This is a genomic window from Lentimicrobium sp. S6 (assembly GCF_013166635.1).
GTDB lineage: Bacteria > Bacteroidota > Bacteroidia > Bacteroidales > UBA12170 > UBA12170.
The window spans coordinates 22,060-47,812 of record NZ_JABKBZ010000026.1 but is presented as its reverse complement, the minus strand read 5'-3'; the positions used below and the strand labels follow the sequence as shown (position 1 = coordinate 47,812).

Annotated in this window: 18 protein-coding genes; 10 read left to right on the top strand and 8 right to left on the bottom strand. The window is 34.5% G+C overall.

What is annotated here, in order from left to right; translation table 11 throughout:
* Positions 1-68 precede the first annotated feature (68 nt).
* Both fbaA and HNS40_RS10360 read left to right on the top strand, forming a co-directional pair.
* Positions 69-1,148 carry a class II fructose-bisphosphate aldolase gene (fbaA, locus tag HNS40_RS10365; RefSeq protein WP_172280475.1) on the top strand — a complete coding sequence of 360 codons (1,080 nt, stop codon included), beginning with the start codon at positions 69-71 and terminating at the stop codon, positions 1,146-1,148.
* A 182-nt stretch (positions 1,149-1,330) separates the two neighbouring features.
* Entirely contained in the window at positions 1,331-1,723 is a 393-nt protein-coding gene (locus HNS40_RS10360) for a response regulator (RefSeq protein ID WP_172280473.1), read from the top strand.
* Between the two features lie 73 nt (positions 1,724-1,796).
* Here the strand turns inward: HNS40_RS10360 and HNS40_RS10355 are convergent, their stop codons facing one another.
* The 3 genes from HNS40_RS10355 to HNS40_RS10345 are packed head-to-tail and all read right to left on the bottom strand — an operon-like array spanning position 1,797 to position 3,922.
* On the bottom strand, positions 1,797-2,642 hold the full coding sequence (locus tag HNS40_RS10355; RefSeq protein ID WP_172280471.1) for a universal stress protein: 846 nt from the start codon (positions 2,640-2,642) through the stop codon (positions 1,797-1,799).
* A gap of 42 nt (positions 2,643-2,684) precedes the next feature.
* The gene (locus tag HNS40_RS10350; RefSeq protein ID WP_172280469.1) at positions 2,685-3,086 is read right to left on the bottom strand and encodes an SPOR domain-containing protein; all 402 of its coding nucleotides are present in this window, start codon (positions 3,084-3,086) and stop codon (positions 2,685-2,687) included.
* Positions 3,083-3,922, bottom strand: coding sequence for a universal stress protein (locus HNS40_RS10345; protein WP_172280467.1), 840 nt, complete (start codon positions 3,920-3,922; stop codon positions 3,083-3,085). Before HNS40_RS10345 ends, HNS40_RS10350 begins: the two co-directional genes overlap by 4 nt.
* Before the next feature lie 282 nt (positions 3,923-4,204).
* Between HNS40_RS10345 and HNS40_RS10340 the strand changes: the two genes are divergently transcribed.
* A complete protein-coding gene (locus HNS40_RS10340; RefSeq protein ID WP_172280465.1) occupies positions 4,205-5,344 on the top strand; it encodes a 1-acyl-sn-glycerol-3-phosphate acyltransferase in 1,140 nt (379 codons plus the stop codon).
* The gene (gene ftcD / locus HNS40_RS10335; RefSeq protein ID WP_172280463.1) at positions 5,341-7,035 is read left to right on the top strand and encodes a glutamate formimidoyltransferase; all 1,695 of its coding nucleotides are present in this window, start codon (positions 5,341-5,343) and stop codon (positions 7,033-7,035) included. The genes HNS40_RS10340 and ftcD overlap by 4 nt, the downstream gene beginning before the upstream one ends.
* Before the next feature lie 70 nt (positions 7,036-7,105).
* On the opposite strand, the gene glgP is transcribed toward ftcD, so the two are convergent.
* The 5 genes from glgP to HNS40_RS10310 form a co-directional block, all read right to left on the bottom strand.
* Complete coding sequence (gene glgP / locus HNS40_RS10330) at positions 7,106-11,341, bottom strand: alpha-glucan family phosphorylase (RefSeq protein ID WP_172280461.1); 4,236 nt, start codon at positions 11,339-11,341, stop codon at positions 7,106-7,108.
* Positions 11,342-11,450: 109 nt separating this feature from the next.
* The gene (locus HNS40_RS10325) at positions 11,451-12,917 is read right to left on the bottom strand and encodes a glycoside hydrolase family 57 protein (RefSeq protein ID WP_172280459.1); all 1,467 of its coding nucleotides are present in this window, start codon (positions 12,915-12,917) and stop codon (positions 11,451-11,453) included.
* Positions 12,918-12,937: 20 nt separating this feature from the next.
* Positions 12,938-14,224, bottom strand: a complete 1,287-nt coding sequence (locus HNS40_RS10320; protein WP_172280457.1) for a glycosyltransferase family 4 protein — start codon at positions 14,222-14,224, stop codon at positions 12,938-12,940.
* Positions 14,225-14,241: 17 nt separating this feature from the next.
* Positions 14,242-16,194, bottom strand: a complete 1,953-nt coding sequence (locus HNS40_RS10315; RefSeq protein WP_172280455.1) for an amylo-alpha-1,6-glucosidase — start codon at positions 16,192-16,194, stop codon at positions 14,242-14,244.
* Positions 16,195-16,523: 329 nt separating this feature from the next.
* Positions 16,524-17,450: a glycosyltransferase family 2 protein gene (locus HNS40_RS10310; RefSeq protein ID WP_172280453.1), complete on the bottom strand. Its 927-nt coding sequence runs from the start codon at positions 17,448-17,450 to the stop codon at positions 16,524-16,526.
* Positions 17,451-17,528: 78 nt separating this feature from the next.
* Between HNS40_RS10310 and HNS40_RS10305 the strand changes: the two genes are divergently transcribed.
* The 6 genes from HNS40_RS10305 to HNS40_RS10280 all read left to right on the top strand — a co-directional run bounded on the left by HNS40_RS10305 (position 17,529) and on the right by HNS40_RS10280 (position 25,618).
* Entirely contained in the window at positions 17,529-19,367 is a 1,839-nt protein-coding gene (locus HNS40_RS10305; protein ID WP_172280451.1) for an asparagine synthetase B, read from the top strand.
* Positions 19,368-19,481: 114 nt separating this feature from the next.
* A complete protein-coding gene (locus HNS40_RS10300; protein ID WP_172280449.1) occupies positions 19,482-20,207 on the top strand; it encodes a 2-phosphosulfolactate phosphatase in 726 nt (241 codons plus the stop codon).
* Positions 20,208-20,314: 107 nt separating this feature from the next.
* A complete protein-coding gene (locus HNS40_RS10295) occupies positions 20,315-22,270 on the top strand; it encodes a dihydrofolate reductase (protein ID WP_172280447.1) in 1,956 nt (651 codons plus the stop codon).
* A 9-nt stretch (positions 22,271-22,279) separates the two neighbouring features.
* The gene (locus HNS40_RS10290; protein ID WP_172280444.1) at positions 22,280-23,521 is read left to right on the top strand and encodes a DEAD/DEAH box helicase; all 1,242 of its coding nucleotides are present in this window, start codon (positions 22,280-22,282) and stop codon (positions 23,519-23,521) included.
* 100 nt (positions 23,522-23,621) lie between these two features.
* Complete coding sequence (gene lepB, locus HNS40_RS10285) at positions 23,622-25,175, top strand: signal peptidase I (protein WP_216663647.1); 1,554 nt, start codon at positions 23,622-23,624, stop codon at positions 25,173-25,175.
* 8 nt (positions 25,176-25,183) lie between these two features.
* On the top strand, positions 25,184-25,618 hold the full coding sequence (locus HNS40_RS10280) for a peptidylprolyl isomerase (RefSeq protein ID WP_172280442.1): 435 nt from the start codon (positions 25,184-25,186) through the stop codon (positions 25,616-25,618).
* Positions 25,619-25,753 lie beyond the last annotated feature (135 nt).

The window sequence follows — 25,753 nt, the reverse complement described above, 5'->3', positions numbered from 1 at the left end:
GTTTGCAAATACCAATATTTGTATCTTTGGATCTTTAAAATGAGAACCAAACATAAAAATTTAGAGATATGTCAGACCAAATTTTAGATCATATGGAACCGGGTGTTATTTTCGGTGAGGATGTCAAAAAATTATTTGAATTAGCAAAAAAGAATCAATTTGCTTTACCAGCTGTAAATGTAGTTGGAACAAGTTCAGTTAACGGTGTTTTAGAGGCTGCAAAAAAAGCAAACTCTCCTGTTATCATCCAATTGAGCAACGGTGGAGCTAGTTTTTACGCAGGTAAAGCTTTATCAAACGATGGCCAACAGGCCGCTATTTCTGGAGCTGTTGCTGCAGCTTATCATGTTCACGAGATGGCTGAACATTATGGAGTTCCCGTTATCCTTCATACAGATCATGCTGCTAAAAAATTATTACCTTGGATTGATGGTTTATTAGATGCAGGCGAAGACTTCTTCGAAATGAATGGGAAGCCTTTATTTAGCTCTCACATGCTTGATTTATCTGAAGAATCTTTGGAAGAAAACATTGCCATTTGTAAAGACTATTTAGCTCGAATGAGTAAAATGGGAATGACTTTAGAAATTGAACTTGGGATCACAGGTGGTGAAGAAGATGGTGTAGACAATACTGATGTAGACACTTCAAAACTCTATACCCAGCCAGAAGAAGTTTCTTATGCCTATGAAGAACTTTTAAAAGTGAGCCCTAATTTCACTATTGCTGCATCTTTTGGAAATGTTCATGGTGTATACAAGCCAGGTAACGTTAAGCTTACTCCGAAAATACTATTAAACTCTCAGAAATTTATAGAAGAGAAATTTAATACTGCTAAACAACCCGTTGATTTCGTTTTCCATGGTGGTTCTGGTTCAAGCCAAGAAGAAATTAGAGAAGCTATATCTTATGGTGTTATCAAAATGAATATTGATACCGATACACAATGGGCATTTTGGGATGGTTTAAGAGCATATGAAGCTAAGCATCATGATTATTTACAAGCTCAAATTGGAAACCCTGATGGTGACGATATTCCTAATAAAAAATATTACGATCCTCGTAAAGTGTTAAGAGCTGCTGAAGAGGCTTTTGTAATTAGACTTCTAAGAGCATTCGATGATTTAAATGCTATGAACAGAAACTAATATGAATTAATGATATATTTAAAAGGAGCTTTTTTAGCTCCTTTTTCTTTTTCTATTCTTAGAAAAGATAAGGCCTATAAATATTTGAATTAATCAAAATCAAGATTGATTGTTTTTTTTATTGACAAATTGAAAAAATATACTTAAATTTGATAGATTAATAGTAGGAAAAGATATTCGATATGACAGATAGCAATATGAATTACGATTGGAAAGGTAAAACGGTTTTAATTGTTGAGGATGTAAATCACAATTATAAGTTTATTGTTCATGCCATAAAAGGTACTCAAGTAAGTATCCTATGGGCTAAAAATGGTAAAGAAGCATATGAAGCATGTAAAACTGATACCCAAATCGATCTTGTGTTGATGGATATCAATATGCCTATCATGAATGGCTATAAATCGATAAGATTGATTAAAAACCTAGGCAAGAATATTCCAATAATTACACAAACTGCCTATGCTTTTGCTGGAGAGAAGGAAAAAAGTTTTGCTGCCGGGAGCGATGACTATATCCTAAAACCAATTAGAACTTCTGAACTTTTAGAAGTGATGGCTAAGCATTTAAAGTAAATAGATACAGATATAACATAAAAGGCTCTTTCAAATATTTGAAAGAGCCTTTTTATTATGCTTTTACTTGTCACTAACGACTCATAGTCATTATAAGTTCTTTAGGTTGAATATTTAAAACTGGAATATGTGATTTCGTTATTAATTGCTCTGCAAATGTACCTTTCCAAAGGTTAGAAGCTGAAGATACCTGTACCGTCATACTTGAAATCAAATCTGCATTAATATCTTCGGAATAATCAATAGTAGTCTGAACAATATCATCTGTTTCAACAGATTTCACAATAAAATTAACCTGCTGTCTTTCTAGATATTCTGCAGCTTGACGAGTATAAGAAATAATATTTTCCTTCACCATTTTCACTTTACTATGATACATAGCTAACATATGTACTTCTGCATTATAAATTTTTGCGAGCCTTACTGTAAAAGGCACCTTTTGACGACTCTCTAAAGTTGCATCTATAGGAACCAAAATGGTTTTTATTTCTGTATTAATATGTGCACCATCCTTAATAGTAACTACTGGAATGGCACTCTTTTCTACAATTTCAAAAGCCAAAGAGCTACTAAATAATTTTATACCTGTATTTCCATGTGTTCCAACAACAATCATCTCCGCTCTACTTTCTACAGCTTGTCTATCTAGTTCTTCAGGAATTTTTCCTTCACGGATCTTATAGCTAAAACGGTTTTTATCCAAAATATCAGAGTACTTTTCAACTAAATTAATGAATCTAGCTTCAACCTCCTCATAAATTTTACTTTTAGGACGCTGAAATATATCTTTAGATTTATCTGGCTTATTCACAAAAACCAACATCACATAGCAATTTACTTTAATTGCCATATTCACTGCAAATTTCATGGCAGCATATGATTGGTTTTGAAAATCTATTCCTACAACAATTGATTTCATAAATGAGGTACTTTGATGATAGCGTAAATATACAATTTTTTTTTATTCGAACAAAGGTGGATTATAGATCTTATCTTTTACTTCAAAAGCAGCAGGATAATCATCAATAATATCCTTCAAGAAACCTTTAGCTTCTATTATAGTTCTAAAATCTCCTACGCGTATTCTATAATAAGGTTCGCTAAAAGAGAGATAATATCTAATTTCTGGATAATTTTCCTGGAACTTCTCCGCTGTTGCCATAGCTAAATCTTTGCTATAATTTCCACTTTCAAAAAATATTTGCACCCGATAACCAGGCACCAAACTATCTAAACTATTAATTCTTTTGTGCAAGATAATCAAGCTATCTAATTTACTGTCCTGCTGAATAAACTGGGTTTGTGCCAATAAATACAGTGGGCAAAAAAACAATATCGAGACTAACAACTTAAATTTTATCATGTATTAAAAATCATTTTATCAGGTTTAACACTTAAAACAGGAATTGGTGATTGATTAATAATCTGTTGTGCTACTCTTCCCATGAGCATATCGGAAGTAGCTTTATTTTGATCTGTCATGATTACCATCAAATCCGCTTTATCATTCTCTGCATACTTAACGAGTGAAGCAGAAATATTATTTGATGTACAATGAATAAATTTGTGATTCACCTCATTTTCAGCCAAATATTTTTGAGTTTCTCTAACAAATTTATCTGTACGCTTACGAATAAAAGCTAAATCACTATTGTAAACCCCCAATATTCTTATTTCAGCATCAAACTCTTTTGCCATATCAACAACCATTGGTACTTTCTTTGTAGTATCCAATGAATCGTCAATAGGTAAAATAATCCTGTTAATATTTCCTCCTAGTCTATAATCGGTTCTTACGCTAATCACTGGGCAAGGGCAATAACTTATTATTTTATAAGCGTTACTTTCAACCCAAAATTCCTCGGCACCATTGATACCATGAGTGCCAATAATAACAATATCGGATTGGTTATGATAAGCAAAAGAAGCTACTTCTTGATAAACCTTACCTCTTTTCTGCTTAAAGTTCACTTTCAGTCCTGGTTGTTTAAGTATAATCTTTTCAACTAAATTTTCAAGTTCTACTTTTGCGTCATAGCGAATCTCATTCCTTTCACCAGGCAATACTTTATCTCTAGAGCTCGGCTCCACCCATAAAAGTGTGATTTCCGAATCCGTATTAACCGCCACATCCACAGCATATTCAAGGGCATTTAAAGCTCCTTGAGAAAAATCCATTCCTACAGCAATTTTTTTCAAATCATTTTGTTTTATTGTGATGCTAAAATAATAATTTTTTTTGCATGCTTTAGGATTAATTATATAATTAATAATATCCAGTATTCATTTGACCATTAAACCAATACATACAAAATACTATTCTCGTATCATTTATTCATTTTTAAATACAACATATATCCAAAACCCCACGCAATTACGTGAATCCCGTATTTATAAAAATTTGTAAAGCATTTATAATTAATCTACAAGCTAAATAAATATGTATTGATATTTTTTACGTAATTTGCAATAAAAATATTTGTGGACATTTTTCAATCAATAAGACCATATAAAGATTCTGAAGTTAATAGTATTTTACAAAAATACTTGGACAACTCAGTTTTTCATAAGCTTGTAAATCATGTTTATCCTAGTTGGGAAGATGATATACTACCAAAGAAATTAAGTAAAATAAAAACTGTTAATGCTTTCAAAGAACAGTTTATTTATCCAGCTACCAAAGCCGGGATAGATAGAAGCATGGATAATTTTACGGTTAGTGGTTACGAAAATATAAAAAGAGACGAGAATTATCTTTTCATTTCGAACCATAGAGACATTGTACTGGATAGTTCCTTACTGTTCTATGTTCTATATCAAAACGAATTTAAAACAGGTGAAACAGCTATTGGGAATAACCTCCTCAGCTCTGAGATAGTAACAGATATTGTTAAACTAAATCAGAATTTCATTGTCAACCGTAATCTTCCAACAAGAGAAATGATCAATAACTCTAAACTATTATCTAAGTATATTGGTCATGTCTTACAAGAAAAAGAACAATCTATCTGTATAAGTCATAGAGAAGGACGAACCAAAGATGGCAATGACAAAACCAATCCTGGTGTCCTTAAAATGATTGCCATGGATGCTGATGCAAATAAAATAGATTATTTGCTAAACTTGAAAATCGTACCTGTAAGTATTTCATATGAATTTGAAAGCTGCGACTTGTTAAAAGCCAACGAATTGGCTGAAATAGAGCTTAATGGTAAATACGAGAAAGATGGCACTGAGGATATGAAAAGCATCATCACTGGAATCACTCAACAAAAAGGAAGAGTTCATTTAGCATTTGGTCAACCTATTAAGAAAGATGATTTAGATTTAAGCTCTGATAAAATACAGAACCATTTTAAAGAATTAGCAGATCATATCGATCTTCAAATACATAAAGATTTTAAATTATTTCCAGGAAACTATATTGCTTATGATTTGGTAAACCAAAGCAATCAGTTTAGCGACAAATACAATGCCTGGGAAGAAGGGAAATTTATGGAGCACATCAATGGAATTTTAAATACCAGAAAAGATAAAGATGGCTTCGATATTTTTAAAAGAATTTTACTCAATATATATGCAAACCCTGTAGTCAACCAAGTTGAAAAAAATATTTTATGAGAAAATTAATTGAATGCGTTCCCAATTTTAGCGAAGGACGTAATATGGACATTATTAAGCAAATTACAGATGCTATTGAAAGCGTTGATGGTGTTAAGCTTTTAGATGTAGATCCAGGTGCAGCTACGAACCGTACGGTGGTTACCATTGTTGGTGAGCCAGAACCAGTTATGGATGCTGCCATCTTAGGAATGAAGAAAGCTAAAGAACTGATTGACATGTCGAAACACCATGGTGCACACCCTCGTTTTGGAGCTACTGATGTATGTCCTTTAGTACCTGTGGCTAACATTACTATGGAAGAAACCGTGGAATATGCACGTCAACTAGCCAAAAGGGCTGGTGAAGAGTTAGATTACCCAATCTATTGTTACGAATTTGCTGCACTGAGCCCAGAAAGAAAAAATTTAGCTCATGTCCGCTCTGGTGAATATGAAGCTTTAGAAAATAAGTTAAAAGAAAAACAATGGAAACCTGATTTTGGTCCGGCTAGATTCTGCCCTAAATCGGGTGCTACAGCTATTAGTGCCAGAAATTTCTTGGTCGCTTTTAACGTAAACCTAAACACCACCTCTACTCGCAGAGCTAATGCTATTGCATTTGATGTTAGAGAAAGAGGTCGCGTTAAAAGAACCGGACACCCTATTACTGGGAAACCGGCTATAGATGAGAATGGTGAACAAATTATGATTCCTGGCTCATTGAAATCTGTAAAAGCCATAGGTTGGTTTATTGAAGAATATGGCATTGCTCAAATTTCTATGAACTTAACTGATATTTCAATTACATCGGTTCACGAAGCTTATGATGAAGTATTCAAAAAATCACTAGAGAGAGGAATTAGAGTTTCAGGTTCTGAATTAGTAGGAGTTATTCCTTTGGATGCCATGCTTAAAGCTGGAAGGTATTTTTTAGCCAAGCAAAATCGTTCATTAGGTGTAAGTCACGAAGAATTGATTAAGGTAGCGGTGAAGTCCATGGGACTAGACGATTTAAAACCATTTGATCCAAGAAAGAATATCATCGAATATCTAATTGAGGATGGTAATGAAAAGAAATTGATCGACATGGATTTAGCAGCATTTGCAGACGAAACAGCGAGCGAGTCTCCTGCTCCAGGTGGTGGTAGTATTTCTGCCTATGTTGGTGCTTTAGGAATTTCATTGGGAACAATGGTGGCTAATCTTTCTGCACACAAACCTGGTGCAAACTGGGAAGATCAGTGGGAGAAGTTTTCTGAGCAAGCCGAGAAAGGTCAGAAATTAAAAGATCAATTGGTTCATTTAGTGGATGAGGATACTAATGCTTTTAACAAAATTATGGATGCCATTAGACTACCAAAAGGAAGCGATACTGAAAAAGCTGCACGCTTACAAGCGATTGAAGAGGCCTCTAAATACGCCATTGAAGTTCCATTTATGGTGATGGAGAAATCATTAGCTAGCATGGACGTAATTAAAGCTATGGCTGAATATGGTAACCCAAATTCTGTTTCAGATGCTGGAGTTGGGGCTCTTTGTGCTCGTACAGCTGTTATGGGAGCCTATTTAAATGTAAAAATTAATGCTGCTGATTTAGAAGACAAAACTTATGTGGATGACATCCTCAATAGAGGTGCTGAAATTGAAAGAAAAGCCAATGAATTAGAGCAAGAAATATTAAAGATCACAAACGAAAAGATTAACAAATAGTTCTTATTTTCAAGAGTAAAAAAAACCGGAATCACAATGTGATTCCGGTTTTTCTATTTTATAGAATAAACTATATCCATTTAATCAATGGGAAAGAGTTAGGATGAACTATCAAATCTGATTTAGGATAAATTCTAAATACATAATCGTGAACTCCAGCCCTATATATTGGAATATTACATTCATAGATATGTAAGTCACCTGATGAGGTCACTGTAAGTTCTTGTTTATGAACAATAGATTTCACTTCATTATCATACTTTTTAGCGAACAAAATCTCTACTCCAATTTCTTCAGGAGCCAATCCATTTAAATCCAATTCAATTTTAGCTTCAAAAGTATCATTGGTATTTAAACTATTTTCCTGATTTGTTTGGGGTAGGGTTTCAGAAACCACTTTAATATTATTCCATTGCGCCAAAATATCGCGTTTCCATGCTGTTACTTTTCCAGCATATTCATAATCATTGGCTCTAACTTTTCCAGCTCTAACAAATAATGAATTATAGAACTTTCTATAATAATCGTCCAACATTCTCTTCATAGTGAAATTAGGAGCAATTTGAGCAAAAGTATTTTTAATATGCTTTACCCAAGACTCTGAAACTCCAGACTCATCTATTGTATAGTAGGAATTGGTAATATCATTTTCCAGCGTATTATAAATAACTTCGGCATCCAGCATATCCTGTAAACCTTGATTCTCATATGTTCTTTGCTCATCAATGGCCCAACCAGCACCAGGTTTATAACCTTCTGCCCACCAACCATCAAGAACACTAAAATTCATCACTCCGTTCATTATAGCTTTCTCACCGCTAGTTCCAGAAGCTTCTAATGGTCGTGTTGGAGTATTTAACCATACATCTACACCACTAATTAAATGCTTAGCTAAGTGAATATCATAATTCTCAATAAACATCACTTTACCAACAAAATCAGGCATTCTAGATATTTCCACAATTCGCTTAATTAAGTCCTGTCCAGCTTTATCATGTGGATGTGCTTTACCTGCAAAGATAAATTGTACAGGTCTATCAACCTTAGCTAGCAACCTCTTCAACCTGTCGATATTAGAGAACAGTAAATGCGCTCTTTTATATGTAGCAAAACGGCGAGCAAAACCTATAGTTAATGCTTTTTCGTCCATACTTTGCAACACATTAAATATGTGAGCAGGATCTTCTTGACGAGAAGTCATTTCACTAGTCAACCTCTTCTTTAAGTAATCGAACAATCTCTTTTTCTGAATATTATGAAGCTCCCAGATTTTCTTATCTGGCACATCAAAAATCTTTTTCCAAACATCAAAATCATCTTGCTTACTTAAGAAGTCCTTCCCGAAAATTTCATAATGAAAATCTTGCCACTCTTTAGCAGCCCATGTTGGATAATGAACTCCATTGGTTACATAATTTATATGCAATTCATCGGGATAATAACCAGGATAAAGCCCTTTGAACATATCTTGAGATACTTTACCATGAATCTGACTCACACCATTCATTTCCTGTGAAAGCTTAGCTGCCAAAACACTCATAGAGAACTTCTGATTCCCTTGGTTTTCTACCCAACGACCTAGGTTCATAAAACGCTCCCAACTAATATGTAAACGATGAGGATAATGAGGGATATATCTTCTCATTAATTCTTCGTCAAAGCTATCGTGACCAGCAGGAACAGGTGTATGCGTAGTAAATAGAGTTGTTGAACGAACTACCTCAACCGCATCATCGAAGTTGAGTTTATAAACGTTCATCAAATTATTCAAGCGTTCAATGCTATTAAAAGCAGCGTGCCCTTCATTAGCATGAAATATTGAAGGCTTAACACCAATTGTATTTAGTAGCCTGATTCCTCCAACTCCTAATAACAACTCCTGCTTTAATCGATTTTCCCAATCACCACCATATAACTTATGTGTAACCTCTCTATCTTGATGTTGATTTTCTTCAATATCTGTATCCATTAAATACAATGGGATTCTTCCTACATCAACACGCCATATTTTTGCAGTCATATTTCTACCAGGCAAAGAGATAGAAACTTTTTGCCAATCGCCATTTGCATCACGGACAGGGCGAATTGGAAGATGAGAGAATTTCTGTGGATAATACTTGTCTATTTGGACTCCAAAACCTGAAATTTGCTGCTTGAAATAACCATATCGATAGAGCAATCCAATACCCACCATACTCACATTACTATCACTAGCTTGTTTTAAATAATCACCTGCCAATATACCAAGACCTCCACTAAATATCTTCAAAGTATCATCAATACCAAACTCCATACTGAAGTATGCTGTCAGATCTTCTTTGTTTTGAGTAGGCTCAGCCATGTATGTATTGAATTTATCAATAACTGAATGATAGGCAACCATAAATTGAGGATCTTTCACTAATTTTTGAAGACGATCAGAGGAGATTTCCTCCAATAAAGAAATTGGGTTTTGCTCCATTTGATTCCATAATTCAGGGTCAATTGAACAGAATAGTTCACGAGCATCAATATTCCAAGTCCACCACATATTTTTGGCAAGAACATCTAATCCTTTAATTTCTTTTGGTAATACAGGCTTTATTAAAACCTTTTTCCAATCTGGCTTCTGTTGGATAGTCAAATTGTTTGTCTTCTTTAAGATTGTTTTAATCACTGGGCTCATCTCATCAGAACTTGTAGAAACCTTTGCAAAAGCAAATTCGTAAGCTTCAAAATAATATTTTACAAGATTCTCCCATTGTGCTGTCTTACTAATCTTTTTAGCTTCTTTTGATGATTTATCTTTATCAGTTGCAGATGCATGAGACATTTTCAGTATCAAATCCATCAATTGAGCTTCAACCTCATCACTATTCTCGTCATTTCTTTCTAAAACAGTAATTCCATTTGCTGATGGTTTAGATTCCTTTTGTACCCATTTGCCAAAACCAGCCAAATCAGTAGTAACGGTAGGAATTGCAAAAGCCAAACTTTCAAGAGGGGTGTAGCCCCATGGTTCGTAATACGAAGGGAAGATACTCAAATCACACCCCATAAGAAGATCATAATAATCCATATTAAATACCCCATCATCCCCTCTTAGATAAGCAGGAACAAAAACTACGGTTAATCCACTGCCCCCAAGATTATTTAAACCATGCTGATTACAAAATTCTATAATTGGATCTTGATCATAATCTATCAGATTATGTGTCAACCTAGCATCTGTAATTTCTGTAGTCTTTCCTTCTAATCTTTTCACAAGGTTTACATCAGGACCAAAGTGAGCCGTTGGAACGGTAATGAATGCCAAAACATTTTTTCCTTGTTCTATTTGAGGTTTTAGCGTTTTGAGTGTCTCTAAATAAATATCAAGCCCTTTATTTCTATATTCATATCTACCACTTGTAATAGTGATAAATGTATCATCTTTTAAATCCTTTCCACTGAGAGCCGCTGCAACAGAAATCATTTTTTTTCTGGCTTTTTCTCTTATGGTATGATAAGACTTTCCTTTCGGAACCAAAGTGTCGTCGAATCCATTTGGAGTAATGATATCTGGTTTTTTTCCAATAAAAACTTCACACTCGCGAGAAGTAACATCACTTACGGTTGTAAATACATGTGCATGTTCAGCTGCTTTTTTTTCTAAAGAATATTTGGATCGCAAATTAAATTCTGTAGAAACTACTTCGGGATTATAGGCTTCCATATCGTCGTAAAGATTCAATCCATTACCTGCAATGGAACGACCTAAAACAGTAGCATGTGTTGTGAATGCCCTTGCAATCTGTGGTGCATTAGATTCAAGGTATAGAACTCCAGCACCTGTCATCCATTCATGGAAGTGAGCGGCAACTCGAGATCCAAAGTTCAGGAAATAACTATAATAGGATTCTATAACTTTACCAGCTGCATAGCCAAACAAAGCAGGTTCTACATAATCCCATTGCCCACTTAAACTATCTAGCTGGTAGCGCTCCCATAGCTCTGCTAATATCTCGTTCTTCTTAGGGAATAAAGCTGTAAAATCGATAAGGATTGCTATGGGAGAACCTTCAATCTTCCACCTACCAATTCTTATAATAACACCTTCCATAGCCATTTGGTCTTTCCAATCGGCCATTAGGTTTTTATCTTCAATAAATTCAGTATTCCCCTGTGTATCCTTATTCAACTCGGGTCCGATAAACATATACTTATCGCCATATTCAGGTTGAATGCTTTTCAATTTGGTAGCAATAACAGTATGGATTCCTCCAACTTTATTACACACTTCCCACGATACTTCAAAAATATAATCTGGTTTAACTTTTGTTTGCATTTCTTATCATTTTAAAATAAGTGAAGGTTTGTTAGTGAATGAAAATGAAAAATCATGACATACAATAACAAACCCAAATACTATAATCATTTATCATTAAATCAGCTGCTTATAAAAAGCGCTGAATTAATTTCTTGGTTTTATCTAATTGATCTTTAGAGAAGGATTTTACATCCTCTAAATCGGCTAAAGCTTTTTGTTTTCTTTTGCCTAAATACTTCTCTATTTTCTCGTTTAGGTCATTACTCACAATTGCTCGTACTTTGGCTAAATCTTCTACATCTATTTCAGCTAAAAACTTCTTTAATTGAGCGGCAGTCATTTTTTGCAATTCAGAGAAATCAATGCTTAGTTTACCCTCCTCTAATTGAACAACATCTCCCTTTTGCTCCACCATTTCGTTTACCCGGATTTGGAAATCTGAAAGCACATTCATATAATTGATGAAGGCTTCATAGGGTGATGGATATGGATTAAAATATTCATGAACATCGCTATCAGCAAACCATTTGGTACACATATAATAAAAATGATCTGAGGCTTGTAGTTTCAACCAATCGGTTTGTAATTTTGGGTCTGTGGCCCCTTTCATTTTATCTGCCAGAGCATAAAGTTTATCGAAAGCTTCATCTTGCATTTCATTACCTAACCAAGCTGTAACATCACGCTCTTCATCTGCCCAAGAAATAGGGTAAGGCACGTGCAACTCAGATACGACTTTTGCTTCTTTTGCAATTTCCGAAGGTGTTTTAAAATCAAATTCACCATCCTCAATAATCTTAGTTGGTAAGATTCTCATAAACTCAAATATTCCACTCTCAGCCCATTGATGCTCACCAAAAGTTTCATAATCCATAAATAGATTGACCACTTGCTCGTCCTTCTCTACTTGCTTCAACCAATGCAAATATTTATCAGTAGTTAATGGCCATTCAGACCATGATTGAGAAGAGAAACGGAAAGCTACATCATCACTCAAACGAAAGTTCTTTAATAATAACTTCAAGTTTTTATGCTCTGGGTGATGGTAAAGATAATTTGGGCTTTTCCAACCTAAAACATGTTTAGCTCCTTCTGTTAACATAGTCTCGAAGCCAAGTTCAGCTACTTTAGTTCCAACCTCGTCAGAATAAATAAGCTCCGTATTTCGAAAAGTCACAGGCTCTATTCCAAATAACTCTTTAATCTTGCTTTTATGCATTTCAACCTGACGCTTGAATTCAACATCATTTTTCAAAGATACTAATGAATGGGCATAGGTTTCCGCCAAAAACTCGACCTGACCAGTAGCTGCTAATTTCTTAAAACTTTCTAATACTTCTGGAGTATATTGCTCAAACTGATCTAAAGCTAATCCTGAAATCGAAAAACTAACTTTAAAGTCTTCGCCGTGTTTCCCGATTAAATCGAGCAACAAATTATTCATGGGTAAATAACTCTTTTGAGCTACTCTTTCTACAATAGATTTATTTAGGTATTCATCATCATAATAATGGTCGTTTCCCATGTTAAAAAAACGATAATCCTTTATGCGATAAGGCTGATGTACCTGAAAATAAAAACAAATGGAGCGCATATATATTTTTTTTAAGATTTCTAATTTGATATTACCTTTTGGTATAATTCTTTGATTTTTTCTGCAGCATGTTCCCACTTCAGATTCTCTACTTCTTCTTTTCCTTCTACTTTAAACATATTGGATAAAGACTCGTAGTGTAATAATCCATAGATAGCATCTGCCATTCCATCCACATCCCAAAAATCAACTTTCAAGGCATGCTTTAGAACTTCTGCTACACCAGATTGTTTACTTATCACAACTGGAACATTACTTCTCATGGCTTCTAGTGGAACCAAACCAAAGGGTTCCGATACTGAAGGCATTACGAAAACATCACTTAACAAAAACATTTTGTCTACATCCTCCCCTTTTAGGAAGCCTGTAAAATGAAAACGATCTGCAATTTTCAATTGCGCTACCCGACGAATCAATTGATTCATCATATCGCCATTTCCTGCCATTACAAAACGGACATTATTATCTTTCTCCAAGATTTTTTTAGCCGCTTCCACAAAATACTCTGGCCCTTTTTGGAATGTTAATCTCCCCAAAAAGGTAACGACTTTTTCTTTTACTGCTTTTTTCACTTTTAAATCAGCTTGTTCAACTGGTTCAATAGCATTATGCACAGTGATAACTTTTGCAGGATCTATACCATATTTATTTATCACAGTCTTTCTAGTAAGGTTACTCACAGGAATAACCAAATCTGCTTTTTCCATTCCCATTTTCTCCAAATCGAAAACATTGGAATTCACACGTCCTTCACCACTTCTATCATACTCTGTGGCATGCATATGAACTACTAGAGGCTTTCCTGTTAATTCTTTGGCTGCAACACCAGCGGAATAGGTCAACCAATCGTGTGCATGGATAACGTCAAAATCGAATTGTTTGGCAATGCTGGCTCCAACTAAAGCATATCGAGCTACCTCTTCCATTAGGTTTGAACCATATTTACCCGAGAAGTCATATTTTTCGCCTAATACTAAATGTTCTTTCTCTTTAAGAAGTTTTCCTTCCTCTTGATGAAGATTTTCAAACTCTAAAGGGTCAATATAAGGCATAATACTGCTTCCTACTTCTAGATAAGTCATTCTATGATAAAACTCTTGAATTTCTTTGCTCTTATAATTTACTGGAATTTCGCTGGCATTTACAATTCTAGCAGCCCTCTGATCCTCATCGCCATAAGCTTTGGGAACCACGAAAATGATATCCACATTATGTTTTACTAATCCTTTAGTAAGACCATAAGATGCAGTACCTAATCCGCCAGTGATATGAGGAGGAAACTCCCAACCAAACATCAATACTTTCATTCGTTTTGCGTTTTTTATTAATCTTTTTCTGTTTTCTCTATCAACCAAATGATTCTTCTCATCTCGGCCACACTCCAAGCTTGTGAAATAGCTCCTTTACCATGGTGAGGAGGGTCTCCATTATACAGCTCAGAGATAGTACCTAAACCATGAAGTTTCATTTCCTCCTCGAAGCCTTTCACTAAGTTCTTAATCTCTGCCAATCCTGATTTACCATGAAGTTTCAAATAAGCTTCGGCATAAGCTCCTAAAAGCCATGGCCATGCTGTACCTTGATGATAAGCAGAATCTCTCGCTTCAATATTACCCTCATACACCGATTTATAATAGGCATTTTTAGGTGATAGAGTTCTAATTCCTCTTGGGGTTAATAATTCTTTTCTTACTATATCTAGAATTTTTTTCTTTTGCTCGTTATTAAGTGGAGAATAGGGTAAAGATGCAGCAAATAACATATTGGGTCTAACATCCCAATTACAATGGTCTTTGGCAACATAATCACAAATTAATGCTTTTTCTGGATGTGTAAATTTCTCTAAAAAAGCCGAATCTATAGTTCTTTGAACGGGGTTCCATCCTATCACAAATTGAACGTCCTTGTTTTTCGTGGCTAAATTCATAACGAAAGCTACAGCATTATACCAAAGTGCATTTACCTCTACAGCGAATCCAGGCCGCTGTGTTACTGGTTTTCCATGAAGTACAGCATCCATCCAAGTTAATGGAGTATTCTCTTTTTCAGCATAAACCAAACCTTTCTCATCTACATATAGACCTAATTCTTCAATGCCATTACGATAGCGGTTTAGGATATCTTTCATCAATTTACCATGCTTCTTCCAAACCCATTCTTCGTCACCAGTAAATTCAATATACTGTTGCAAGGATCGGAAAAACCATAGTGAAGTATCTGATGACAAAAAGTTTTTATCCTTTCCTGTTCCCTTATTGGGAAACAGGTTATCTTCCATTTCTTTAATTAGAGTATCGAGGACCGATTTGTATAGCGCAACATCACCTTGTATAAGTGTAATACCAGCCAAACTAATTAAAGTATCCCTTCCCCATCTACCAAACCAAGGTAATCCAGATGCTAATTCTGTATTCCTACCTTTTTTAATCACAAACTGCTGTGCAGCATTGGCTAAGTTATGCTCAAAACTATCTCTGGGAATCCTTTTAGAAATCTCATTATTAAAACTTCTTAGGAAGGTACCAGGGTTACCTTCTTCAATAGCAGCTTGAAAAATAACAGACTCACCTTTCTTAATAGTGAATTCAAAATGACCTGAAACCAGCAAATCTTCATTCGCTTCATATCCTCGGCTAGCTTCTTTCATATACTCTATGTCTTTATGCCAAACAGGATCATGCTTATATTTCACCTTTTTACTAAACTGCATATAAAGTGGAGTGAAACCAGGATAAAGATTCATCATTACACCATTCTTGGCTGGATTGCAATCGGTATTTGCATGAGAATTCTCTTTGGTTAACTCATGTATACTTCTGAAAGCTAAAAATGGACGAACTTTTAAAGTAGTTGGAGAATGGGCATCTTCCAAAGTATATCTGATAAAGATACGTGCCAATGATTCACTGAAGATTCTTTCCACTGATAATAAAACTCCGCCAACTCTGTAAGTTAGTTTTGGAATAGGATCAGATTGAAAACTTCTAATATACTTATGGCCTTTAGGTGAATATCCACCTCCTTTATATTTGTGGATTCCTAAATTGAATTCAGCATCTCGTTGCATCACAGTTACATCAGCATTTGCCAACAAAACATGATTTATTCCGCCAAAATTTTCTTGAGGAACCACTAATAATCCATGGTATTTTCTAGTATTACAGCCTATAATAGTAGAACTAGCATATGAACCTCCTCTATTGGTTCTCATCAACTCTAACTTTAAGGCATACTCTAAATTGGTCAATTGACCTTTATCTATTTCTATATAACTCATATGTATTTAATGAAGTTATTATTTGGTTCTAAAATCATTTACATGTTCATTTATCACAATACGTATTGGACTTATTTATCCTCAGTAAATAACGCAACAAAGATATTCCAATTTCTATCAATGAACAAGGAAAATTAAGAGGTCTTAACAATTCTTTAATTTGCAAATAACGACATATGCATACCACTGAATATCAAAATCTTAAAACAGGAACGAAAACATAATATTACTATTTCACATTCACAATCTAATCATATCTTATGAACATCATTATAAAATATGAAAAATGAGGATTCGAAATGGGTAAATACATTTTCAAAACAAAATATTTAGAGATATGGATTATCATGAATCTCAACATTGAATGCATTTTTAACATTCCAAAACAAACCATCTACATAAGCCCAAAACATTTTAAGGTTACCCCTTAAAAGAAATGATATTGCATTCTTTCCAATAGCCACAAAAATTTGATAAATCATACTAATGACAAAATCTTTTCCATGAATATTTCTTCTCATATAAACCAACCTATTTCTAGTGAGGTAATATACTTTTAACACACTTATCTTACCGGTAGTTACAGACTCTTTATGAAATACTTTAGAATTATGAACATAGCCAATTTTATAACCATGATTTCGAATACGATTACACCAATCTGCTTCCTCATAATACAAGAAAAATTCATAACTCATCATCCCCACATGCTTCACTACTTCCATGGGTACCATCATAGCAGCTCCATGAGCATAAGCCGTTTCATAATCTTCATCGTATTGCCCATTGTCTATTTCACCTTTTCCAATGGTTTTATTTCTTACAGTCTTGGTATCAATATTTGTAAAACCGGCATATTGAATGGTATTGATGGTATGATAGTACATGATTTTAGGGCTAATAGCTCCATAATCTGGATTTTTTTGGAACTTCAACACTAAAGGCTCTAAAAAATCTTCAGGAACGATTACGTCATTATTCAATAATAAAATATAATCACCTCGAGCTCTCATGATACCCAAATTATTACCCCCAGCAAAACCATAATTGATGACACTTTCAATCAGAATAACTGAAGGATATTTCTCCTTAATAAGCTGAGGATTATCATTTGGGGAGGCGTTATCTACTACAATAATCTCAATGTTTGAATAGCTGATTTTAGAAATTGATTCCAGCAACTCTAATGTAGTTTCAGAATGATTATAATTCACTGTAATAATTGAAACCAAGGGGTAATAATCTAATTTTGTCATTGTTGTGTCTTAATCCTTGCACAAATTTAATTTTTTTTATTATCTTTATAATAGAAATTAATTATTAAAACAACAGCCATGTTTGAAACCTATCTTTATGGAACTTTTAAATCCAATAATGAAATCACAAACGAACTCAACATTCAAATAGAAAGTGGAAATATTAAAAACCTTGCTTTTTCAAATTTCGAATATATTAATACATCCGACTCCGCTTTGGTGTTTAATGGTATTATTTATAATAGAAAAGAATTATTAGATTTTACTGGTTTAAAGCAAGCCACAGACCCCGAAATCCTTTTAGATATTTTCCGAAAGGAATCCTACCAAGGATTTAAAAGGATAAATGGTAAGTTTTTAATCCTTGTTCAAAGGGATAATGAATTAATTGTGGCTCGAGATAGATACGGCCAAGGACCTATGTTTTTCTATAATAATGAGGTTTTTACCAATCAATTTTGGCAGTTAAAAAATTTTAAGGGTTTCGAATACCAACCTAATACAGATGCCTTAGGAAACTACCTCATGTATAGCTATATTCCCTCCCCTCTTACTTCTACAGTTGGGGTAAGCAAACTACATGGCGGTGATGTTTTAATAAAAACTCAAAATGGAATAAAAACCGAAAACTTGTTTACATTTGAAGAGTTCACCGAGGAGAGGATGCAAATTGATGAACATGAGGCCTTAGAAGAATATGACAGACTATTCAAACAATCTATAAAAAGAAGAATTGGCGATCACGAAACTGTGGGAGCATTATTATCTGGTGGGTACGATTCAGGCGGAAATATATGTACTATTCCTGATGTCTTTAAAGGCCCTATAAAATCGTATAGTATTGGTTTTAAAGACAACCCCTTTTCAGAGCTACCATATGCCAGAATGATGGCGGAAGAAAATGGAGCCCAACATAACGAATACCTTATGGATGGCAGTGAAATTGAAGACCTCCCCTTTTTAGTTAGAAACTTGGGAGATCCGTTCTCGGAGTCGGGTTGGATGCTCAATAATTCAGCCATGAAATTAGTTCATGATAAAAACCTGCCTGTAGTTTTAGGTGGTGATGGTAGCGACCAGTTATTTACTGCTGCACTAAGAGAGATTGCTTATAGGTATAAATTTAAGAAGAAAATGTTAGCTCCTGCGCAAAAAATATTTGGGGCAATGGCCGAAAACAGCATGTTCGAAAACGACAACCTCCTCTTTAAAGCCCGTTTCCATAATGATAAAATTTTAAACATCCTAGCTCCTGACCATTTTGGATTTAGAAAATATCAGGTGAAGGAATTAATGGGAACTCATTTTAATCCTCATCCAGCCTTAGATGCTATTCCAAAAAGTTTTAAAAATTTCGATGAATTATTCAATACCAGAAATTTCTTTGTAGATATTAAACAAAACTCTACTGAAGTCATCTTATTTAAAGCCAGTAGAATCTCTCAATTATATGGAGTAAATCTTGCTTTCACCTATATTGACGAAGACATTGTAAAATTTGTAAAAGCATTGCCAAGGCAACTAAAAGCTAAAGGAAATGTGGATGATTTAGCTGCTGGAAAAGGAATTAGCAAATATTTACTAAAAGCACTCATTAAGCCCAAATTACCAGAAGCCGTAACCAGCAGAAAGAAACAAGGCGGATTCTCTCCACTACAGATTTTCTTTAGTGATGATTTAAAAAGAAGAAAAATGTATGAGTTCGTATTAAGAAGCGACATCAGCAAAACCTATCTTAATAAAAAGCATCTTCAAAAATTCTTGGAAGCTTATGACAAAAGTCTTAAAGGAGAATATTGGTTTTGGTATAAACAAACCATGGCCAACAGACTTATTAACCTACTAGTCCTCAGTATTTGGTGGGAAGTATTTATGAATAATAACTATAAAGAGAAACTATCTGATTATACTGGGTAAGACCTCAATTTATTAACAATCTTCGGAGAATAATTATTCGTAAAGACTAATCAGAGCGGTAAAAGATAATGTACTTTTACCATCAGATTCTTTGCCTCAAGAAATGAAGACTATATGAAGGAAATTGAAGTAGTATTAAGTATGCCCCTTTTTCATCACCGATTGGTGAGGAAGAACAGTATAGCTGTCGTTATTGATATACTTCGTTCTACCACTTCTATTATAGCCGCATTAGATCATGGCGTTAAAAGTATTATTCCCGTGAGCTCAAAAGCCGAAGCAGAAGTCATGAAACATGAAGGATATTTATTAGCCGGTGAAGAAGATGGACGAAAATTTGATTTTGCTGATTTTGGAAATTCTGCTGATGAATTCTGGAGGGATGACATTATCGGAAAGGAGATTGTCTACAGTACGGGAAATGGAACTAAAGCATTTCGCCTTACAAGAGAAGAATCTGACAAAGTTGTTATCGGTGGTTTCCCGAATTTAAGTGTATTATCTAAATTCCTAGTTGAACAAAACAAAAACGTCGTACTTGTGTGTGCAGGTGAAAAGAATATGATGGCACTAGAAGATCAACTTTTTGCAGGAGCTTTGGGAGAAAAATTAATGGAATCTGGGCAGTTTGATCATTCTTGTGACAGTTTAATATCAAGTATGAGTGTTTGGAATGAAGCCAAAAATGACTTATTCAGCTATATTAAAAAGCTCAACCAACTCAAGAACAATCCAAATTTAATCAATCAAAAAGTCATGGACTATACATTTACTCTAGACTCTTCTCAATCTATACCTACCCTACATTTCAATCACATCACTGCCATCTCCTATAAATAGAAGTCGATTCACTTCATTTTCTCTTATGAATAAAGCATAGTCATAACCTAGCATAAATATAGTATTTTTGCAAAAATGATTACTAAACAAAATACATTTTCATATAAATGATTATCGATAATTTTAAGATACAAACTGAACAATTTGCAGACATTAGAATCCTCAGATACCAAGTACCAGGTTTCGAAAATTTAACTCTAAATAAAAAACTACTCATCTATTATTTATCTCAAGCTGCTCTTTGGGGACGAGACCTTATTTGGGATCAGAATTTCAAACACAACATAAAAATTCGAAAAACTTTGGAGCATATCATTTCAACTTATAAAGGTGATAAAAGCTCTAATCAGTTTCAAGAATTTGAAGACTATGCAAAAAAGGTATTTTTCTCCAATGGAATTCATCATCATTATTCTATGGACAAATTCTTTCCACTTTGTGATAGAGCTTATTTCGAGTCTTTAATTGAGAACTCCAATAAAGAAGGATTCCCTATAAACATGAATCAGTCTTTACAGCAGTTCAGCTATGATATTACAAATATTATATATGATAAATTAGAATTTCAAAAAAGGGTGAGTTTGGATACTTCTGGTGATTTAGTAGAAGATAGTGCTTGTCACTACTACGATAACGTAAATCAAGCAGAGGCCGAATCTTTTTATTCTAAACTACAAAAAGGTAATTCAAAATTATCATGGGGTATAAACTCTACTTTGATTAAAAAGGACGGACAAGTAAAAGAAGAAGTCTGGAAGTTGGGTGGTAAATATTCTGATGTTATTGAGAAAATGATTTTTTGGCTAAAAAAAGCGGTTTCTTTAGGCGAAAACGAAGAACAAAAGCAAGCTCTTGATAAATTAATCCAGTATTATGAAACTGGAGACCTTCAAACTTTTGATGATTATTGTATTCTTTGGCTAAAAGACATCAACTCCACTGTAGATATCATTCATGGGTTTATTGAAGTATATGGCGACCCTTTAGGAAAAAAAGCCAGCTACGAATCACTTATTTCCATTATTGACGAGGAGGCTTCTAAAAGAGCAAAAACCATAAGCGATAATGCCAGTTGGTTTGAGCACAACAGTAGTACAGACCAAGCCTTCAAGAAAAAAGAAGTAAAAGGAGTAAATGCAAGAGCTGTACATGTTGTGATGGAAGCTGGTGACTGCTCCCCTGCTACTCCCATTGGAATCAACCTCCCCAATGCAGATTGGATAAGAGCAGAATACGGTTCTAAATCGGTTACCATCTCCAATATTATAGATGCTTATGACGAAGCTTCAAAAGGGAATGGTAGTATCAATGAATTTGCTTTCAATGAGAAAGAAATTGAAATCCATAATAAATATAGTGGCATTGCCTCCAAGCTTCATGTTGACTTACACGAAATTGTAGGCCATGGAAGCGGGAAATTGGCTGAGGGAGTTTCAGATCCTTCTGAGACTTTAAAAAGCTATGCTTCAACAATAGAAGAAGCAAGAGCCGATTTGGTAGCACTATATTTTGCATTGGACGAACAATTAATAAAATGGGGCTTAATGCCAAGTATTGAAGTAGGCTATTGTGAATACAATAGTTATATACGTGGAGGCCTAATGACACAGTTGGTTAGAGTAGAAGAAGGTAAAGTTATTGAGGAGTCTCATATGAGAAATCGTCAACTCATTGCCAAATGGGCATTTGAGCAAGGAAAAGATAAAAAGATTGTAGAGAAGGTCCAAAAAAATAATAAAACCTATTTTGTGATAAATGATTATCTTGGCCTTCAGAAAATCTTTGGACAACTCCTAAAAGAAGTCCAGAGGATAAAGTCAGAAGGAGATTATGAAGCTGCACAAAACCTAGTGGAAAACTATGGTGTAAAAGTTGATACAGTGATTCATAAAGAAGTGTTACACCGCTGGGAGAAACTAAAAATTGCACCCTATGCAGGTTTCATCAATCCTCAATATGATTTATTAGAAAAAGATGGAAAAATAGAGGATGTTATTATTAGATACCCTGACAATTTCACCAAACAAATGCTATATTACGGGCAAAACTATAGCGCCCTTTAAAAGAAAAATATGTTCAAAGATTTAAAACTATCTGGTGATATTCTCGATGCAATAGATGCAATGGGTTATAAAGACGCCACTCCAATTCAGGAACAAAGCATCCCCATTATTCTAGAAGGTTCTGACCTGATGGCATTTGCTCAAACAGGAACAGGAAAAACAGCTGCTTTTCTACTTCCCATGGTGGACATCCTCCTGGATTATGCCGATGAAGCCTATACTAAAGCCCTCATCATTGCACCAACTCGTGAACTTGCTGGACAAATAGACCAGCAGTTACAAGGTATGGCCTATTACACTCCAATTGATTCTTTAGCTATATATGGAGGAGGCGACGGAAAAGATTTTAGCCAAGAAAAAAAGGCATTAGAGAGAGGGGCCAGCATTATTATTGCCACTCCTGGAAGATTCCTAAGCCACTTAAAAATGGGATACGTAGATTTGTCAAAATTAGAATTTCTAGTTCTTGATGAAGCAGATAAAATGTTAGATATGGGATTCCTTCCTGATATCCTAGAGATTAAAAAACAGTTATCTGGTAAACAGCAAAACCTATTGTTTTCAGCTACAATGAATCCCAAAATTAGAACCCTGGCCAAATCTCTTTTAAACAATCCCAAAGAGATTAACATCGCCATGTCCAAACCTGCTGAAGGAGTTATCCAAGCAGCATATCTAGTCCATGATTCTGAAAAAATCAGACTCCTTAAACATTTGCTCAAAGATAAAACGGAGCAAAAGATGATTGTGTTTGCTGGAAGTAAAATTACAGTAGACAATATTGCAAAAAACCTAAAAGATTTAAAACTTGGAGTACAAGCCTTTCACAGTGGATTTGATCAAAAAGATCGTGAAGAAATCATGCTCAATTTTAGAAGTGGAAAAACCAAAGTCCTCATTGCTACGGATATTGTAAGTAGGGGAATTGATGTTGATGATATTGACCTGATATTAAATTTTGAGTCCCCTAGCGATGCTGAAGATTATGTGCATAGAGTGGGACGAACCGCCAGAGCAAAAAGGTCTGGTTTAGCCATCAGCTTGATCAACTCTGATGATGTTTACAAATTTCAACAAATAGAAAAACTCATCGATAGAGTTATTCATAAGATACCATTACCAGCAGATTTTCCAGCAGGGCCTGAATACACATCAAAAGGAGGAGGCCGGAAATTTTCACCCAAAGGTAAATTCAATAAGAAACCTGGAAACAAAAAATTCAATAAGAAGCCTAATATTAAAAAAGATTAAAGAAATTTAAATGACCTAAAAGCTTAACAAATTTTAAGTCCAAAAATTTTTATTTCATCTTTGAAAAAAGCACATTTGCATAAAATTAATCTAAAACCACATGAGTTTATTATTCTTTGTTCTGAGTATTCCAGTTTTGCTAACTATTCCAGCAGCTTTTGCATATCCTTTATTTGAGAAAGCAGGAATACCAGGTTGGAAAGCACTGATCCCCTTTTATAATTTCTTTATTTGGGTAAAGTTAGTTGAGAAATCTTATTGGTGGTACCTATGGTTGATCATACCATTTATCAATGTATTCACATTCATGCTATTATGCATTGAACTCATTAAAGGATTTGAGAAAAACAAACCATTAGATCAGGTTTTAGTAGCCCTGTTCCCTTTTGTATATATGCCCTGGCTAGGAACTAAAAATGAACTAAAATGGATTGCCCCAGAAGATCGTCCTAAGATTAAAAAGTCTACTATTAGAGAATGGACAGATGCCATTGTTTTTGCAGTTATCGCAGCAAGTATCATCAGAATATTCCTTATGGAAGCCTATACAATACCTACTTCTTCTATGGAAAAAAGCTTATTGGTTGGAGATTATCTATTTGTAAGCAAAATGGCTTTCGGGCCAAAATCCCCACAAACTCCAATTGCTTTTCCGTTTGTTCACCACACGCTCCCAATGACCAAAATCACCAAGTCCTATGTTGAATGGTTGGAACTGCCTTATCACAGATATCCAGGATTTGATGTGGTAAAAAATAATGATGTAGTGGTTTTCAATTATCCAAGTGGTGATACTGTGGTTCTAGAAAGACAAAACGAAGATTACTATCAAATAGTTAGAGATAAAGAACTTGAATTAGCAGAAAGATATGGCGACAAATACAAACCAGGAATGGGAAGAAAAGCCATCTGGAAAGCTTATCACGTTACAGATAGACCCGTTGATAAAAGAGAGAATTATATCAAACGCTGTGTAGCCATTGCGGGTGATGTTATCGAAATAAAAGACCGCCAATTATTTGTAAATGGTGAAATGGCTGATAATCCAGAGAATATGCAATTCATGTATGATGTTTACACAAATGGAACTGGTTTTAACAAAAAAACCATTGACAAATTAGACATTACAGAAGGTGGAAGAATGAATAATAGTCATTATGTATTGCCATTGAGTGAGGATAAATTAAAAGTCTTAGAGAAATATCCAAATGTAAAGAAGATTACTCCAAGAATTCAAGCAAAAGGAGAAATCTACTCCCCTATTTTCCCACACGACACTAAGAACTTCCAATGGAACCAAGATAACTTTGGTCCATTAACCATTCCTAAAGCAGGAGAAAATATAAATATAAGCCTCAACAATATTGCACTTTACAAAAAAATCATCATGAAGTATGAGGATAATGATTTTGAAATAAAAGGTGATAAAATCTATATTAATGGAGAATTGGCTACAACATATACTTTTAAACAAGATTATTATTGGATGATGGGCGACAACCGCCACAATTCAGCAGATTCAAGATACTGGGGATTTGTTCCTGAGGATCATGTAGTGGGCAAAGCAGTATTTGTTTGGTTATCATTAGACCCCAACAAAAGTTTAAGTGATGGCAAAATTAGATGGAATAAAATATTTAGAACAATAAAATAATCATAGAAATGGCAACAGCAGAAATTAAAACCAAACATGGTGTTATGAAGGTGGAGTTTTACGAAAACGATGCCCCAAAAACTGTAGAAAATTTTATCAAATTAGCTAAAGATGGCTATTATAACGGATTAACCTTCCATAGAGTCATTCCTGATTTCGTAGTTCAAGGCGGATGCCCTGATGGAACAGGAATGGGTGGACCTGGTTACACAATCAATTGTGAATTAAGTGGAGAAAACCAACGTCACGATCGTGGTGTATTAAGTATGGCTCACGCAGGAAGAAATACTGGTGGATCTCAGTTTTTCATTTGCCACAGCCGTGAAAACACTGCTCATTTAGATCGAAACCATACTTGCTTTGGAAAAGTAATTGAAAACGTTGATATCGTTGATCAAATTCAAGCTGGTGATAAAATGGAAGAAGTTATAATTATCGACTAACCATACATTTTTACAATACAAGAAAGCCTTATTTCATCATATGATTTAAGGCTTTTTTATGTTTATATCATCCATATATTTACATGATGGCTATAAATCAGATTTATCAAAAAACCAACCCTAAGTATAATCCCC